General features: G+C 58.0%; 14 protein-coding genes. 8 read left to right on the top strand and 6 right to left on the bottom strand.

What is annotated here, in order from left to right; genetic code table 11:
- Window positions 1-78 precede the first annotated feature (78 nt).
- Complete coding sequence (locus GGD46_RS16410; RefSeq protein WP_184705716.1) at window positions 79-2340, bottom strand: putative bifunctional diguanylate cyclase/phosphodiesterase; 2262 nt, start codon at window positions 2338-2340, stop codon at window positions 79-81.
- 262 nt (window positions 2341-2602) lie between these two features.
- A complete protein-coding gene (locus tag GGD46_RS16405; protein WP_184705715.1) occupies window positions 2603-3064 on the bottom strand; it encodes an Lrp/AsnC family transcriptional regulator in 462 nt (153 codons plus the stop codon).
- A 173-nt stretch (window positions 3065-3237) separates the two neighbouring features.
- Here GGD46_RS16405 and GGD46_RS16400 point away from each other — a divergent pair, with 173 nt between their 5' ends.
- Window positions 3238-4125 (top strand): DMT family transporter, encoded by an 888-nt coding sequence (locus GGD46_RS16400; protein WP_184705713.1) that lies wholly within the window; start codon window positions 3238-3240, stop codon window positions 4123-4125.
- A 184-nt stretch (window positions 4126-4309) separates the two neighbouring features.
- On the opposite strand, the gene GGD46_RS16395 is transcribed toward GGD46_RS16400, so the two are convergent.
- Window positions 4310-5206, bottom strand: a complete 897-nt coding sequence (locus GGD46_RS16395) for a fructose bisphosphate aldolase (protein WP_184705711.1) — start codon at window positions 5204-5206, stop codon at window positions 4310-4312.
- Between the two features lie 91 nt (window positions 5207-5297).
- A complete protein-coding gene (locus GGD46_RS16390; RefSeq protein ID WP_184705709.1) occupies window positions 5298-5567 on the bottom strand; it encodes a hypothetical protein in 270 nt (89 codons plus the stop codon).
- A 463-nt stretch (window positions 5568-6030) separates the two neighbouring features.
- Here GGD46_RS16390 and GGD46_RS16385 point away from each other — a divergent pair, with 463 nt between their 5' ends.
- From GGD46_RS16385 to GGD46_RS16375, 3 genes are all read left to right on the top strand, one after another.
- Window positions 6031-7419, top strand: a complete 1389-nt coding sequence (locus GGD46_RS16385; protein ID WP_184705707.1) for a TIGR03808 family TAT-translocated repetitive protein — start codon at window positions 6031-6033, stop codon at window positions 7417-7419.
- A gap of 380 nt (window positions 7420-7799) precedes the next feature.
- Window positions 7800-9179 carry a hypothetical protein gene (locus GGD46_RS16380; RefSeq protein ID WP_184705705.1) on the top strand — a complete coding sequence of 460 codons (1380 nt, stop codon included), beginning with the start codon at window positions 7800-7802 and terminating at the stop codon, window positions 9177-9179.
- A 5-nt stretch (window positions 9180-9184) separates the two neighbouring features.
- Complete coding sequence (locus tag GGD46_RS16375; RefSeq protein WP_184705703.1) at window positions 9185-10096, top strand: glycosyltransferase family 2 protein; 912 nt, start codon at window positions 9185-9187, stop codon at window positions 10094-10096.
- Between the two features lie 134 nt (window positions 10097-10230).
- Here GGD46_RS16375 and GGD46_RS16370 read toward each other — a convergent pair whose 3' ends face one another.
- Window positions 10231-11055 carry a family 1 encapsulin nanocompartment shell protein gene (locus GGD46_RS16370; RefSeq protein WP_184705701.1) on the bottom strand — a complete coding sequence of 275 codons (825 nt, stop codon included), beginning with the start codon at window positions 11053-11055 and terminating at the stop codon, window positions 10231-10233.
- 1 nt (window position 11056) lies between these two features.
- A complete protein-coding gene (locus tag GGD46_RS16365) occupies window positions 11057-12118 on the bottom strand; it encodes a Dyp-type peroxidase (protein ID WP_184705699.1) in 1062 nt (353 codons plus the stop codon).
- Window positions 12119-12501: 383 nt separating this feature from the next.
- Between GGD46_RS16365 and GGD46_RS16360 the strand changes: the two genes are divergently transcribed.
- From GGD46_RS16360 to GGD46_RS16345, 4 genes are all read left to right on the top strand, one after another.
- Window positions 12502-13302, top strand: coding sequence for an aminoglycoside N(3)-acetyltransferase (locus tag GGD46_RS16360; protein ID WP_184705697.1), 801 nt, complete (start codon window positions 12502-12504; stop codon window positions 13300-13302).
- 290 nt (window positions 13303-13592) lie between these two features.
- Window positions 13593-13895 carry a hypothetical protein gene (locus GGD46_RS16355; RefSeq protein WP_184705695.1) on the top strand — a complete coding sequence of 101 codons (303 nt, stop codon included), beginning with the start codon at window positions 13593-13595 and terminating at the stop codon, window positions 13893-13895.
- Window positions 13896-13903: 8 nt separating this feature from the next.
- Window positions 13904-14491, top strand: a complete 588-nt coding sequence (locus tag GGD46_RS16350; protein WP_184705693.1) for an ANTAR domain-containing response regulator — start codon at window positions 13904-13906, stop codon at window positions 14489-14491.
- Between the two features lie 34 nt (window positions 14492-14525).
- Window positions 14526-15800, top strand: a complete 1275-nt coding sequence (locus tag GGD46_RS16345; protein ID WP_184705691.1) for a CmpA/NrtA family ABC transporter substrate-binding protein — start codon at window positions 14526-14528, stop codon at window positions 15798-15800.
- The last annotated feature ends 24 nt before the right edge of the window (window positions 15801-15824 follow it).

Raw genomic sequence — 15824 nt, 5'->3', positions numbered from 1 at the left:
TACCCGTCTCTGACGGCGACCTGAAGGGGCGGCGACGGGCAAAGATCATGGTCAAAGCCAAGCGCATTTGCTGACCGTTTACCGATGATCGCAACCATTGCCCTCAAGCAGGCGACTGAAGCGCTCTTCTTCCACCGGCCGGCTATAGAGATAACCTTGAATCTGGTTGCATCCGCTTTCGATCAGGAAGCGGGCCTGCTCCTCCGTCTCCACGCCTTCGGCAACGACCTCCAGACCCATTTTCTGGGCAAGCGAGATAATGGCCGAAGTAATGGCCATATCATCGGCGTCATGCGGGATATCGGCGATGAACGACCGATCAACCTTGAGGCGGGACAGGGGGAATCTCTTAAGCGCGCTGAGGCTCGAATAACCTGTCCCAAAATCATCAACTGCAAGCTTCACACCAAGCTTTTGCAATTCGTGCATTCTGGCAATTGAACCGGAGAGATCCTTCATGATCAGGCTCTCGGTGATCTCAAGCTCAAGCCAAGAGGGGTCGAGACCGGCCTCATGTAACGCATCCGCCACCGTCTCGATCAAGCGCTCCTCCTGGAACTGCCTTGCGGAAACATTGACGCTGATCCTGATTGGCCGAAGTCCTTGATCCTGCCAAGCTCTCGCCTGCCGGCAGGCAGTTTTGAGCACCCATTGGCCAATCGGCATGATCAAGCCGGTCTCCTCGGCAAGTGCAATGAAGTCACCAGGATAAACCAAACCCTCGCCCGGGCGCTGCCAGCGAACCAGGGCCTCTGCTGCGATGATCCGACCGGTTTGCACATCCACCTGTGGCTGGTAGTGCAGCACGAACTCGTCACGGAGCACCGCCTGACGGAGTTCATCGGTCCGGGAGAGCTTCTTTCGAACGGCCGCCGTCATTTCCGATGTGAATAAGGCAATTCCGTCGCGTCCCAGCTCCTTTGCGCGATACATGGCCATGTCTGCGGATGCGAGCAGATCCCCCGCAGACTTGCCGTGACTGGGATAACTGGCGATGCCGATACTGCAGGTCACTCTGAGTTCGATCTCGTCGAGCGCAATCGGGCGCACAACGGCTTCTCTGATCAAGGACAACAGGGCCAAGGAGCTCTCGACATCCATGTCCTCCAGGATAATCACGAACTCGTCTCCGCCGATCCTGGCGATGGAACCATGGTCGCTTGCCAGCCCATAGATTCTGTCAGCGACGATCTTTAAGAGTTGATCGCCCGCCGAGTGGCCAAGACTGTCGTTGACGAGTTTGAAGTTGTCGAGATCGAGGAATGCCAGCGCAACTTCACTCCCTTTGGAATCAGCCTTCTGCATCGCGAGGGTGAGTTTTCGGTCCAGCAACGCACGATTGGCCATTCCCGTCAGCGGATCGTGATCGGCAAGAAATCGAATCCGCGCTTCTGCGCGGTGGCGGCTGGCTGCGATCCCCGCCATGTGCACGGCAATCGAGACGAATTCGGAGAAACCGGGCTGATACTGTGAGTCTTCCGAAGAATAGAGTGCAAGGACCCCTTCCAGTTGACCGTCTGCATCGGAAATTGGCAAGCAGCGGCACTGATGATCAATCTCGGAGATATTGGCCCCACCGAAGGCAAGTTTGAGTGCCGCTGCGGTCGCCGCAAGGTCAGCGGAGGCAGATCCGATGGGGGTTGCGTTCAAGCGTCTGCGATATTCATTGTTCAAGGTCGGCGCGGCTGCCAAGTGCAGCAGCCCCGGATCCGTGCCTGTTGTCAGCAGCGCGACATGCACCCCTTTTGCGAATTCCGCGATCATTCGTGCGAGCTCTTCGAGGAAATCTCGAAACGATGTTCCTCGCGCTATCATTTCGAGCAGATAGGCTTGGGAGCGCATGCGACGCTCCGCGGATTTTTGCGCGGTAATGTCGCGGGATGCCCCGACGACACCCACGATGGCTCCAGACGCGTCTCTCAACGGAACGCGCGTGAACATCAGCCATTGTTCCTCGTCGGTGCGAAACGCCAACTCCTCGCTACCGAAATGAGGCAGCCCCGTTTCGGTGACGCGACGCTCAACCTCCGCGGCAATTTCCGCAACATGATTTGGCAGGAAGTCGAAATCGGTCCGCCCAACCAAATCTGCCAGATGCAACAGCCCGTTGTTGGTGACGACTGCCTGGTTTGCAAACAGAAAGCGGCCTTCAAGGTCCTTGGCGTATATATAGTCTGGGATCTGATTGATCATGTTCTCGAGCCAACTCTGTTGCTCGGTGACGTCAACATCCCGATGAGGATTCTCAGCTCCCTGGCGCAGCACGGCTGCATACGAGGCCAGCGCGACCTCGGAGATGGAGATTGGCAATTTGCGATCCGCAATAACGCCTTTAGTCAAGGGACTTCCTCAGAACAAATGTCAAAGAACATTGTGCTTTCCAGAGGTTATCCTCGAGTGAACGGCTATCGGCTGGTGGTGACAAGCTGCAATCATGGTGAACGAGCACTTGCTGTAACCCTATTCACATCGATGACATCGACTATTTACCACCCTGCCTTTATTGCAACTTGATGCAAAAGCGCCGCCGATCCGAGGGGCGTCACGAATACCCATCGAAAAGAAGTGTTCCGGCATTTGTGCCGGCCAATTCCACGGCGCATTAAACCGGCAGAAGTGCATCGGGTTTCACATCGGCAACCGAAGCGTAAGTGTGCGTTTCGCGAACGCCAGGCAATGGCAGGATGACCCTTTGCAGAAACTCCTGAAACACGGTCATGTCGGCTATTCTGGCCTTGACCAGATAGTCGAAGCCGCCGACGACCATATGGCATTCCAGCACTTCGGGCGCATTCGCGACGGCGTCCGCGAAGCGATCAAAGACATGCGGGGCCGTCTGATCGAGACGGACCTGAATGAACACGATCGTACCGCGTCCAAGTTTTTGCGGGTCAAGCACCGCTCTAACGGCTTTGATGAAACCCTCCCGGAACAGGCGTTTCACTCTTTGGCTCGTCCCTGTAGGGGACAGGCCGACACGGTCAGCGAGATCGAGGGTGGTGCGCCTTCCGTCTTCCTGCAGCAGCCTGAGGAGGCTGAGGTCGATACTATCGAGATCGCTCATTTGGAAATCCACGCAAAATAGGCACAAATTCAGTGAAATTCACTTAGAAAATGCGAAATGAACATATTTTATGGCAACAGCATCCGCAATAGCCTGTGTTTCGATTGTAGAGGGGTCACGGAGCGATTGGCCTTCCGTGACCCCTCTACCATTCCTACAGGGGACGGGTGTGCATGATGGGGGACCAGGAAAAGCCGAATCGAAGACTTGCCCTCGCTGCCGGACTGACGATGGTGGCAATCACCGCCATTCAATTCGTCGCGGCTCGCTTCAGCCTGCGCGAGCATTTGACATCGGCAGACATCACCAGCCTGCGCTTTTCAGGAGCAGCCCTTGCCTTTGCGCCCATCATCTGGCGAACGGGCCTCGCGAAGATGAAGGCGCTCAGGTGGAGGCGTGCAACTGTGCTGGCTTTGCTCGCTGGCTTTCCTTATCCATTGATTATCAATACCGGTCTGACTTACGCCCCGGCCTCGCACGCTGCCGCCATATGCCCCGCCTCGATCGTCTTCTTCTCGTTTTTACTCGCGCGCATCGTTTTTCGGGATGCCGTTTCCGGCGTTCGCTCGGTTGGCATCATGGCCATTATTGGCGGGCTGGCACTCTTTGCTTTGCCTGGCAACAGCGATGTACGGGACGCATGGCGCGGCGATATCCTCTTTGCGGGTTCCGGCATGATGTTTTCCGCCTATGCCGTCCTCCTTCGGCGATGGGCCGTGGACGCTGTCACTGCTACAGCTGCCGTCATTTTTCTATCCTGCTTGCCGATGCCATTCGTCCACTTTCTGGCACCAACCGGTTTCGGCTCGGCATCGGCAGGTGAGATCGGCATCCAACTCGCAATCCAGGGGCTCCTCGCCGGCGCGGCGGCGATATTTCTATACAGCTACGCCGTCAGGCAACTTGGACCGCATATCGCGTCATTGTTCATGCCTTGCATTCCGATTGCGACGACATTGACGGGCACGATGGTCCTCCAGGAGATCCCAACGCCCATTCAGCTGATAGCTATTCTCATCATGATCGCCGGCATGGCAGCGCCAGCGCTGCTGAGAACTTGATGCGAAAAACTCAAAAGTTCCGGTTGAGGCTCGACGGAGAGCTTCTGCTCTTCGCGCTCACTGCTTGAGGCGCGGCCATGGAGACAATGCCCACTAGTCTTCGTATCTGGAAGGGACGGCAAAACTGGATTTATGGGCTGCCGAGGGTCTCTGCCAACCTGACAGAGACCCCAAAGTGAACGACTTAGACCTTTGTGACGCTACCGGCGTAGATCTGGTCGATGGTCGCAGCGAGGCTCTGATCGAATTCGGCATCGCTCATGCTGACGCGCAGGTCTTCAGTCAGGGCACGCGAGAAGCTGGCGATCATGCCATGGTTATGACTGAGCTTTTCACAGGCGTCGGCACGGGTATAGCCGCCCGACAGGGCCACGACACGGATAACGGCCTTGTGGGCGACGAGCGGCGCATAGAAATCCGCCACGGTCGGGATGGTGAGTTTCAGGATCACCCGCACGCCTTCTGGCAGCGCATCAAGCTCCTTGACGATTTCATCGCGCAAGATGGCTTCTGCTTCCTGCTTCGTCGGGCTCTTGATCGAGACTTCCGGCTCAATGATCGGGATGAGGCCGTGTCCAAGGATCTGCCGGCCTACTTCGAACTGCTGCTTGACGACCGCGGCAATACCGACCGGATCCGCATTGGCGATTACCGAACGCATCTTTGTGCCGAAGATGCCCTTTTTCACCGCGCGGGCGAGCAGAGCGTCGAGATCGGGCATAGGCTTCATCACTTGCACGCCATTCTCTTCGGCGGCTAGGCCCTTATCGACCTTGAGGAAGGGTACAACGCCGCGGTCTTCCCAGAGGTAGGACGGAACCGGCTTGCCCTTGGCTTCACCATCCATGGTCTTTTCGAACAGGATCGCACCAATGACCTTGTCGCCGGAAAAGCTGGGTGCCGTCATGATGCGCACGCGCATCTCGTGCATCAAGCGGAACATCTCCTCGTCGCCGCTATAATCGGAATCCGCGATCCCGTAGAGACGCAATGCTCCCGGAGTGGAACCACCGCTTTGATCAAGGGCGGCAATGAAGCCCCCCTTCTCGGACATTTGCCACATCTGTTTTGCGTCGGCCATGCTTTCCTCATGAATGTTGCGACTACCCCAAGAACTGACGTAACTATCGACCAGAACAAGCGGGCGCTGTCCAGAGCAGGAAGCGCGAGACTCAAAGAAATACGAACAAATTCAATATATTTAAATCGATTTTAATTTTTAAATCGATTTGATTTTTCCTCCTCAATGCATCCCCGAAGCGCCCGTTTGGTTGCAGTATCCAATGACAAAACCAGCGCGCGATCCGGTTCATGACACAGAAAGCACCGATCTGCGTCGCCGCCCAGGCATCACTGCTCGGCATCGCCAATCCCACATGCCCGAAGCGTCGCTCACACGCACGATACGTCGGACTTCCGATCAGTTCAAAAGCAGGATGCATGGCTTTGCCGAGAAGTTCAAGGTGCTTGGCAGTGATCGAATATTTGCCATCAATCGCGATGAAACAGCAAAGCGGTCCGTAAGTGAGATTGCGCCCGCTGGCCTTATGTCAGCGGTTTGAGCCAGCGCCATTTCCCTGCCCGCCTTTGCCCGATTGCTCGACACCTTACGCGATCTTCGTTCGACGCCACGCATGATTTGGTGTTGGCACCTTATTCTTGCGAGCAACTTCTGAGCGGAGTTTTTAAGACGGCATCGAAGCATGCCTTATTTCGAGCCGGCGACATCAAAACGACACGTAGTCGCCGGTCGCAAACCTAAGAAGATCATAGCTTCAACAACATGGCGCCACAAAGAAAAATTACAACCATAGCGTCCTTCGGCAATGAAGGGCACGGTTCTTTGAAACATCAAAATCTACGTGGGAAAATATGACTATATATCAGAAATCACTCGATAATTTGATGGTTATCACACAGGCATCCTCCTCGCCGGGCACCGGATGGTCGGCTGTAGCAAATCTGCAAACGGCCGTTAATAATGCACGCAGTAGTGCAAAACCGCTTCAGCTGCTCCCCGGCCTCTACCTCACATCTCAGATCCTTGTCGACGCGGCAAGCGGCGGCGGCAACCGCCTTGAAATGTTTGCCGAACAAGGCACCGTTACCGTCAGGTTGAGCGGCGCGGCACCCTATCTGCTGGATGTGAACAACGTTCCGGATGTCGTCATTCGCGGCATCAATTTCGACGGCAATAACCAGGCGATCACCTCTTCCGGAATAGCCGGTCTCATTCGCTTCGAGGGATCATCCACGACAGACTTCATTCTCTCGGAATGCAGCGTCACGAATTCACCGGTGGCTGGGATCTATGCAGCCAGCAATGCGCGCGGCCGCATCGCTGACAATCGCATTTCCAATTGCGATACCGGGATTTTTTCCATCGATTGCACGGTCTATATCGAGGACAACGGCTTAAGCACGCTGAACAACAACGGCATTTGCGTCTGGACCAGTTCGCTTGGCGGCAACGGTTCGTTGGTATCAGGCAATACCATCAACTGGGTCAACAACGCAGCGGGCGGCACCGGCCAATACGGAAACGGAATCCTGGTCTACAGGGCTGGCAATGTTAAGGTCAGCGCAAACAACATCTTCAATACGAAATTCTCCGCCATTCGCCTGAATGCCGCCACCAACAGTCACGTCGTCAACAATTATTGCTGGAACCTGCAGGAGGCAGCGATCTTCATCGAAGCACCGGGCGCCGGCGAAAATCTGAGCGGCTGCATCGTCAGCGGGAACAACATCGATACCGCGGGACTTGGCATTACGGTCGCCAACTCCGGTCTCTACGGCGATGGCCTTGCGGATCGCTGCTTGGTGTCGAACAACATCGTCAACAACATCACCAACAACGCCATTCCCTACCCCGATGGCTCGAAACCCTTCACCACCGGTCGTGGCATTACGGTGGAGACCAACACGATCGTAACCAACAATGTCATTACCTCGACGGCGGGCGCGGCAATTGGCTTGGGGGTCAATGATGCAGCCAAGGATATCATGGCGAGCGGCAACCTGATCAACAATTGCCCCATGGGGATCGCCTACTCAGCCAATGGCTCTGCTTCGTCTATTCTTGTCAACTCGAACATTGTGCGGGGTTATCGCAACATTACCAACGTGTCTGATCCCAACTATCCGATCTCGGGCGCGATCGTCTCGTACAGCTTCAACGGCACTCTCTTCCAGCGAGACACGAATGGTGGTTCGCCGAACACCGATTACGGTAATGCGACGCAGACGAGCTCCGGTGCGCTTACCGTCGGCATGAACCGCGCAAATCCCTAATTGATCCCATTAGGCAGCCCAGCCGATTTCCGGCTGGGCTCTTTTTTTCCGCCCTACGCCCCTGAAAGGCGATCCTTTCTCGCGGGACCGTGGCCTCCCAGTGAGGCCTCCCGCCAACCCTGCGGCCCATGATCGGCACCGGTATCGGGACTTCCCGTCTCGTCCACAATCGTCCCATTCTGACCATCGTATCATGGGTTTGAGAGGCCTGCGATGCCGTTGGTGCTGAACGAGGCGGCGACGCGTCGATTGGTGGCCTCTATTAATCTTTTTGCTCTATCTCATATGGTTGAAGCGCGGGGCAGATGCGTTCAGACGTTGAGTTGGGTGGGGAACAGCGACATGATTGATAGGTTCCATTTGAAGAGGATGGCGGCCTGATGGCCAAGATCGCCGCCCTGGGCGCCTATCTCTATCAGTCGCTCGTCGCCTTCGGGCTGCTCATTGTCATCGCCAACCTGCTTCCCGCCAAAGATTATGCGGGCTATTCGCTATTCATCTCCATTGTCCAGTTCGCCGACATCGTCTGCTTCCAGTGGATTCGCGCCGCCTCCAGCCGCTTCTACCCTGGCCCCGACCGGGCCACTGAGCAGGTTGAGCGCGGAGTTATCGGCACCGAACTTGCCGGCAGCGCCGGCATCTGCTTGCTTGTCGCCTTTCTCGGGCCGCTTTTCGGCATCTCTATCTGGCTGGGGCTGGTCGGGGCATTGGCGGCGATCCTGCAGGGCGCAGGTGAACTGCATCTGACGATGCTGCGATTTCGACAGGAATTCCGGCTCTTCTCCTGGCTTCAGGGTGCGCGCGCGACGACGCTCGCACTAGCCACGATTGCCGGTGCCGCGCTCCATCCCGATCTCGCTCACGTTGTTGCCGGCTTTGTGGCTGGCAATGTGGTCTACTGCGGACTCGCCTTATTTCAATCGCGCCAAGTGATGCCTCTCTCCGCATGCTGGGATGGCGACATCGTAAAGCGTAACCTCGCTTATGGCGGCATATCAGCCGGAGCCGGGGTCGCAACGCTCCTGGTGCCGCTCGGCATCAAGTCCATTCTGCTTGGGTCGCTGGGTTCGGCTGCCGCCGGCCCGATGCTGGCGCTTGACCTGCTTCAGCGCCCTTTCGTGATGCTGACCTCGTCGCTTCAAGCGATCCGCTTCCCCGATCTGGTGGCGCAATTTGACCGGAAAGGCGGCGCGCAGACGATCCAAGCTGAGCTTGGCAGATATTACGCGCTGCTGGTGGGGCTTTCGCTGATTGGTGCAGCTGCAATCGTCGCGACACTTAGCCTTGCGACCCAGCTCGTCGTACCGGCTGGCCTTCGGGAGGCATTTCTGCGCGCAGCGCCCTTCGTGATGCTGATGGCGATGCTGCGCGCGGTCGTCCAAACCGTGCTTCCGACGCCGGCGCAACTCAAGCGTCTGCTGCCCATCATCCTGGGGCTGGCGATTATCGAATGCGTTCTGACCTGCGGCGGCGCACTTGCAGCTGCATGGCTTGGCGCCGGCACCCCGACGGCGGTGACCGCCGGAGCAGCCACCGGGGCAGCAGCGGCTACTCTTATCGGCGTGCTCATGCAGCGCTGGCGATCGTTCACCATGCCGTGGCAGCCGGTGCTGCCGCCAGCGGCCGCATTGCTGCTCGCCTGGCTGATCTCCGCATGGCAACCCGGTAGCCTGCTGATCTCCACGGGTCTCGCGCTCGTTGCCGTGGCAGCCCTTACCGCTCTTCCCCTGCTAACCCTCGTTCGCTGGATCGCAGTGTAGATATCATGATCGACACATCTCAAACCAAACCTGTTGTCATTGTCGTGGGGATTGCCACCACGGGGCGCCGTGAGGTCCTTCGGGATACGCTAGCACAGATCGACAAGCAGGAGCGGCGCCCCGATCGTATCCTGATCTGCCCTGTTAACGACAGCGACGTCGATTGGGACCACGCGGCAGGGCTCGCTGTTCCTGTGGAGCATGTCGTCGGCCCACAGGGTTCGAGCGCCCAACGAAATGCCATCTTCGACGCCGCCGGCGAAGCGGATCTGATCGTTTTCTTCGACGACGACTTTCTTCCGGCCGATCGCTTTCTTGCCGAGACTGAGCATCTCTTCCTGCAGAATCCGGACATCATAGCCGCGACCGGCCATGTTCTTGCCGACGGCATCCGCGGCCCGGGCATAGATCTGCCGGAGACGTTTTCAATTCTGACAAGCGACACTGCACCTGAGAGGGGGGAGGCGCGTGTTGCGCCGACCGGAAACCTCTATGGCTGTAACATGGCGTTTCGCTTTGCGACGATAATGCGGATCGGCGCACGCTTCGATGAGAACCTGCCACTCTATGGCTGGCATGAGGATATCGATTTCTCAGGCCAGCTTGCCGGCAAGGGCCGCATCGTGTTTGCCGACGCGCTGCGCGGCGTCCATCGGGGCGTAAAACGCGGTCGCACGTCCGGTCTGCGGTTTGGCTACTCGCAGATCGCGAATTCAGTCTATGTCGCGCGCAAGGGCACAATGGGGTGGCGAAGAGCGCTGCGTTTTGCGATTGGAAACACCTGCGCGAATATCGTTGGCAGCCTGCGGCCGCAGGGCCTCGTCGATCGGCGCGGACGATTGAAAGGCAATCTCCTTGCTCTTTCAGACCTGCTCCGCGGCAAGATCGACCCGAAGCGCATTCTGTCACTGCGCTGAGCATTCCCGCGCAGGCGACCGCAAGTCTACGCGCATGCCGAAAGTGATGGCGGACAATCTCAAGCCCGCCAAAACTGCCATTGCTGGGAATGGGAGCTGCTGCGCGCGAGCACTCCTTCCCCCGTCGTTTTGGCCTACGAGCCCTTTTCCGCTTCTCCCGGAGCGGGCAAAAGGGTGACCGCTGCCTCGGCCGTCAGCACCCGAAAGGTGAAGCTTTCCTGAAAGTAGAGCTCGACTGCTGTCGCGGAATGGCTGAGATAGCCTATGGAAATGTCCTGGCCGAGATCGAGTTCGAAATCGCCGCTTCTGGTCGTCAGGACGTAGCCACCCTTGATCGCCGGCGCCCAGAAGATCCCGCCATCGACGATTTTTTCGATATGGTGGAGCACCGGATACCCCTCGTCGCTGCCGCCGCTTGCGGCTGTGTAGGCTTCCTCGCCAAGAACCAGGGCGTAAGGCCCTTCGACGCCGGCAAGGCGCAAAAGGCCAACGGCCTTCGCGACGATGTCCGGATAGTTTTTGACACTTGCCGAAAGGGTCAGGGCGGGATTGCTGCTGCTCTCACCGATCCCCTGGATATCTGCGGGCGCAAAACCTTCGAATACGGCGCGGTCCTCACTGAAGGCGAGCCTGCGTGCCGCCTCCTTGACCGGAGACCAGTCGGAATCCTCCGCACCTCGGTCAACATCATCGATGGCCGATCGCGAAAGTTCGAACGGAACACGCAGTTCGACGACCCGTTTGACCTCGCGCAGGGAAGCCTGAACGCCATCGCCCGGGCTCGCGACTTTCTTGACGTGCCCGGTGCCGGTGGCCGAAAAATCGAGTCCTTTCGGCCCATCGACATCGACGACACGACGCGCAGCCAAATGGCGCTTGAGCGTTCTCTTTGCTTCCGCCTCGATCTGCTCCCAAGCCTTTTCGGAGATGGGAGCAAGCTCCCGGTGAAGATTGTTCATGTCAAACCTCTTTCCTTAATGAGCCGATCCCGAGGGACGCGTCCATGCTTTCATTGCGGGCAGCAGGCTTTGCATCATCTGACCTATCGGCAGCAACGGGTTCGGCCGCTGATGGGGCAGCGTCTGACTCGACACTCTCCAGGAACATCGCGGATGGAACGAAGAACAGGCTGCCGGTGACCGCCCGACTGACATCGAGCAAGCGATCATAATTCCCGGGCGGACGGCCGACAAACATGTTGACAAGCATCTGCTCGATGCGCACCGGAGATCTCGCATAGCCAATGAAATAGGTTCCAAACTCGCCCTTCGCGACGTCGCCGAACGGCATATTGTCTCTGACGATATCAAGCTCCTTGCCATCTTCGACGATAGTCGTCAGGGCATTATGGGCATAGCTCGGCTTGACGCTGTCATCGAGTTCGATATTCGAGAATTTCTTGCGTCCGACGATGCCTTCCTGCACTTCGACGGGAATCGCATTCCATTTCTTCAGATCGTGCAGGTATTTCTGGACGATCACATAGCTGCCGCCGGCAAAGGCCGGGTCTTCGTCATCGATGATCGCTGCGTCGATCGCTTCCTGGTCGACTGGATTTTCCGTCCCGTCGACGAAGCCGATCAGATCACGGTCGTCGAAATAGCTAAAACCCTGGATCTGATCTGCGGTCGCCACCGCATCGCCAAGCCGCGACATGATTTCCATTGCCAGCTCGAAACAAAGGTCCATACGTGCCGCGCGAATGTGAAAGAGCACGTCGCCGGGGGTAGAAACAGCATGATGCACACCGCGAATTTCCTTAAAAGGATGCAGGTCTTTTGGCCTCGGTCCATCAAACAGGCGGTCCCACATATCGGATCCGAAGCCCATAACGCAGGAGAGACGACCTTCGAGATCACGAAATCCGACCGCCCGAAGCAGCCCGCCGAGATCAGCGCACATCGACCGGACGGCGGCTTCGCTTTCGCGACCTGGATTGATGGTGAGAACGATAAAAATCGCCGCACGCGTTAGGCGCGCGACAACGGGTTGCGGGATTGGTTTCGTATCTACTATTGCCATGGTCTATCCGTTGGACCCTTCATGTATCACACCCGACATGCAGGCAGAGAATGATATTGGTCGCAAGCGCCTCGATGTCACAGCGCTTGCTTTCCACTTCGATTTCCGACGCGCCTGCTCCTTAAAGACGGCATTCAACCGGCAGTCTCCTGCTGACATGACCGTTTGGTCGGACCATAGCCTATCTCATCGTCAATTGTATTGAAGGTCAATCGGCTGTGCCCGATGCGACATCCCTCCGCCCTGCCGCTGATCTCGCGGTTCAGCCGGCATCGAGCAAATGGGGCTGGCTGTATTTCCCCCTTTGCGACGCTATCATCGCTGTGACACCCGGTCTTCGGACGCCCGACAACGTCAGAAATATAAGCAGCAGAGAGAATGCCATGAGCGAAGCAGACAAGATCGCCCGAACCAAATCCCCGGTCACCGTCGACAGCCTGACCGCCGATCTCGGCAAGATCGGTGTCCGCCACGGCGACATCCTCATAGTGCACACGTCGCTCGCCTCCCTGGGGTGGGTCTGCGGTGGAGCTGTCGCCGTCATCCAGGCCTTGATCGAGGCGGTGGGATCGGCGGGCACTCTCGTAATGCCGGCGCATTCGGCGCAGATAACCAATCCCGCGAACTGGGCAATGCCTCCTGTACCCAAGGAATGGATCGAGCCGATTAAGGCCAACATGCCTCCGTTCGATGCCAGAACCACGCCGACGAGGAACATGGGAGCCGTTGCCGAGTTGTTTCGGACCTGGCCCGGCGCGGCAAGGAGCAACCATCCCTCGGCATCCTTCGCGGCTCTCGGGCCTCTGGCGGAGGAGATCACGAGAGAGCATGCTCTCGATGATCCCCTCGGAGAGCACTCACCTCTGGGCGCGCTCTACAGGCTGGAGGCCAAGGTTCTTCTGATCGGCGTCGATTTCAACCGTTGTACGGCACTGCATCTTGCGGAGCAGCGCCGATGGCCGGACCGCCTCCGGATAATGGAAGGCGCCCCGCTGATCGTCACCGACACGCGGCGCTGGATCGACTTCGAGATCGCCCAGGTGATGGACGATGACGAGTTCCTGGCGGTTGGTGCCTCAGCCATGGAAGCAGGCCTTGTTACCAAATCGCCCTTGGGAGAGGCGGATGCCCGGCTGACCCGCATGAGGGAGATCGTTGATCACGCCGTGACAATGTGGGGCTGAAGGCGCGTAGACATAAAATCGGCAAGGCTCGAAAGCCCGAACACTATTCTCCGCCGCCTTGGAGGCTGGTGTGCATCGGCGGCGGTTAAACGGGCTCATCGCGAATTGCTGCAGTATGCGCATTGAGTGCCTATCAAACAGGCACTCATTTCGAACTCTATCGCCTGCGGCATAGAAATCCTCAGTGTTTACAAAGCATTACTTCATGGCACGCGACTTGCTTGGAACAACTCCAGCGGCTTTGCGGCAGTGACGCGCTTTGGTTCGAAGAGTTCGAAAGGGAACATCAAGTGGGACTGCTCCTGCCATTCTTGTGCATTGCCATCGGCTTCAGTTGGGCGGATTGCTCCTCCATCTTCACCTCGGGGCCGCAGATGTCGCATAGCCGCCTCGCACTGGCGACGGTTTCGACCAGCATATTCCTGTGCGCGATCGGCCTTTCATTCGCCAATTGCGGCGTGCTTGCCGGCGCGACCTTGATCGCTTGCGGCATGACGATCGCGCTCGCGCTCGGACGAACCCTGTCGCCACTTTGGTCTCTGCTGATATCGGCAGCCGGTTTCGCGATCTATCTGCATGGCGTCATCGATTGAAGGTGGCGATGGTCCTCTCCGAGCTGACAATTCTGGTCATCGACGAAAACGTGATCCGCGCCTCGATCATCGAGGAAGGGCTACGTGAAGCCGGGCACGGCAAGGTCATGGTCATTCATGAAGTCAATGGTGTTGCCCGCGTCATCGAGGCGCTCAAGCCGGATGTAATCGTCATCGATATCGAAAACCCAAATCGCGACATGATGGAGCACCTTTTTCAGTTGACGCGCACCGTTGGTAGGCCGATCGCGATGTTTGTCGACAGATCCGATACGGCCCAGATCGAGGCCGCCATGGAGGCGGGTGTTTCGGCTTATGTCGTCGACGGATTGAAGAAGGAGCGGGTCAAATCCATCCTCGACATGGCGGTCAGCCGCTTCAACGCCTTCTCCCGCCTTCAAAGAGAGCTTGCCGAAGCAAAATCCGCTCTGGAGGAGCGCAAGATCGTCGAGCGCGCAAAGGGCATTCTGATGAAGATGCGCGGCCTGTCGGAGGAAGATGCCTTTGCACTCCTGCGTCAGACAGCCATGAACGAGAAGAAGAAGATCTCCGAAATCGCTCAGAGTGTGGTGACGGCGGCCGGGCTGCTGATGTGATCGCGATACCGGGAGAAAGCCAAGGTAAGAGAAGATGACGATAATCGAACGCTCCAGTAGCAAGCTTATCGCCCCCGAACGCGTCAGCGGCAGGGAGCAGAAGGTCCTGCGCGCCGGCTTTATTCCGCTCGTCGATGCTTCCGTCCTGATCGCTGCGGCCGAATTCGGCTTTGCAGCCAGGGAGGGACTGGCACTCGAACTGGTCAAGGATGTCTCATGGGCCAATGTCCGCGACCGATTGGCCTTCCGCCAATTCGACATCGCACACATGCTGTCGCCGATGCCGGTGGCTTCGATGCTTGGCCTTGGCTCCAATCCTTCGTCGACGATCACCCCCTTCTCACTCGGCCTGGGTGGCAGCGCGATCACTCTTTCCGTCAGGCTGTTCGATCGCATGCGCGATCATGTCGGGATTGCTGAACAGGCGAGCGCACTCGAAAACGCCAGGGCGTTGGCGGTCGTGCTTTCGCATGGGAAGGACCGTGGCGAGGCACCTCCGACGTTCGGAATGACGTATCCGTTCTCGTCTCACAATTACGAGTTCCGATATTGGCTGGCCGCCGGCGGTATCGACCCTGACCGGGACGTGAAGCTCGTCGTCGTCCCACCGCCGCTGACATCCGACGCACTTGCAGCCGGCGCCATCGACGGTTTCTGCGTCGGCGCTCCCTGGAACATGGTTGCGTCCGAGCGCGGCGTCGGGCGCATTGTCGCCGCCAAGCAGGACATATGGCCCTCCGCTCCGGAGAAGGTGATTGGAATGCGCCCGGAATGGGCCGAGAGCCATCCCGAAACGGTTTCACGCCTGATCGTTGCGCTTGATGCCGCCGCCCGCTGGTGCGACCGGTCGGAAAATCACGACGCACTCGCCGAGGCGCTTGCCGATCCCCGCTACATCGCGGCGCCCGCCGCCATCATCCGCCGCGTGCTATCAGGCGAATTCAACCTCGATGCCAGGGGCAATCGGCGCGTGATCGATCGATATTTTTCCTTTCATGGCAACTTTGCCAATTATCCGCGCCCGAGCCAGGCTCTATGGATATTCAGCCAGATGATCCGCTGGGGCCAGATTGCCCTATCCAAACAGAACATGAAAATCGCCGCCTCGGCCTATCGTCCGGATCTTTACAGGCTCGCACTCGGCGCCGGAGCGGGGCCTGACGAGGCCGATATCCGCATTGAGGGCGATAAGGAGGGCGATCGCTTCATGGACGGACATGTCTTCGATCCCGCCGAAATGGCCGATTATGTCGAAGGATTTGCCGTGAAGGCAGCAAGCGCAGCACAGCTCTCGACGGACGACATTTAAGACCCGCTGCGCACGCTGCACTGC

The sequence above is a fragment of the Martinezella lusitana genome, assembly GCF_014207095.1.
In the GTDB taxonomy this organism is placed as follows: domain Bacteria; phylum Pseudomonadota; class Alphaproteobacteria; order Rhizobiales; family Rhizobiaceae; genus Rhizobium; species Rhizobium lusitanum_B.
Note: the sequence above shows the minus strand (reverse complement) of the source record. Positions and strands in the feature narration are given on the sequence as shown.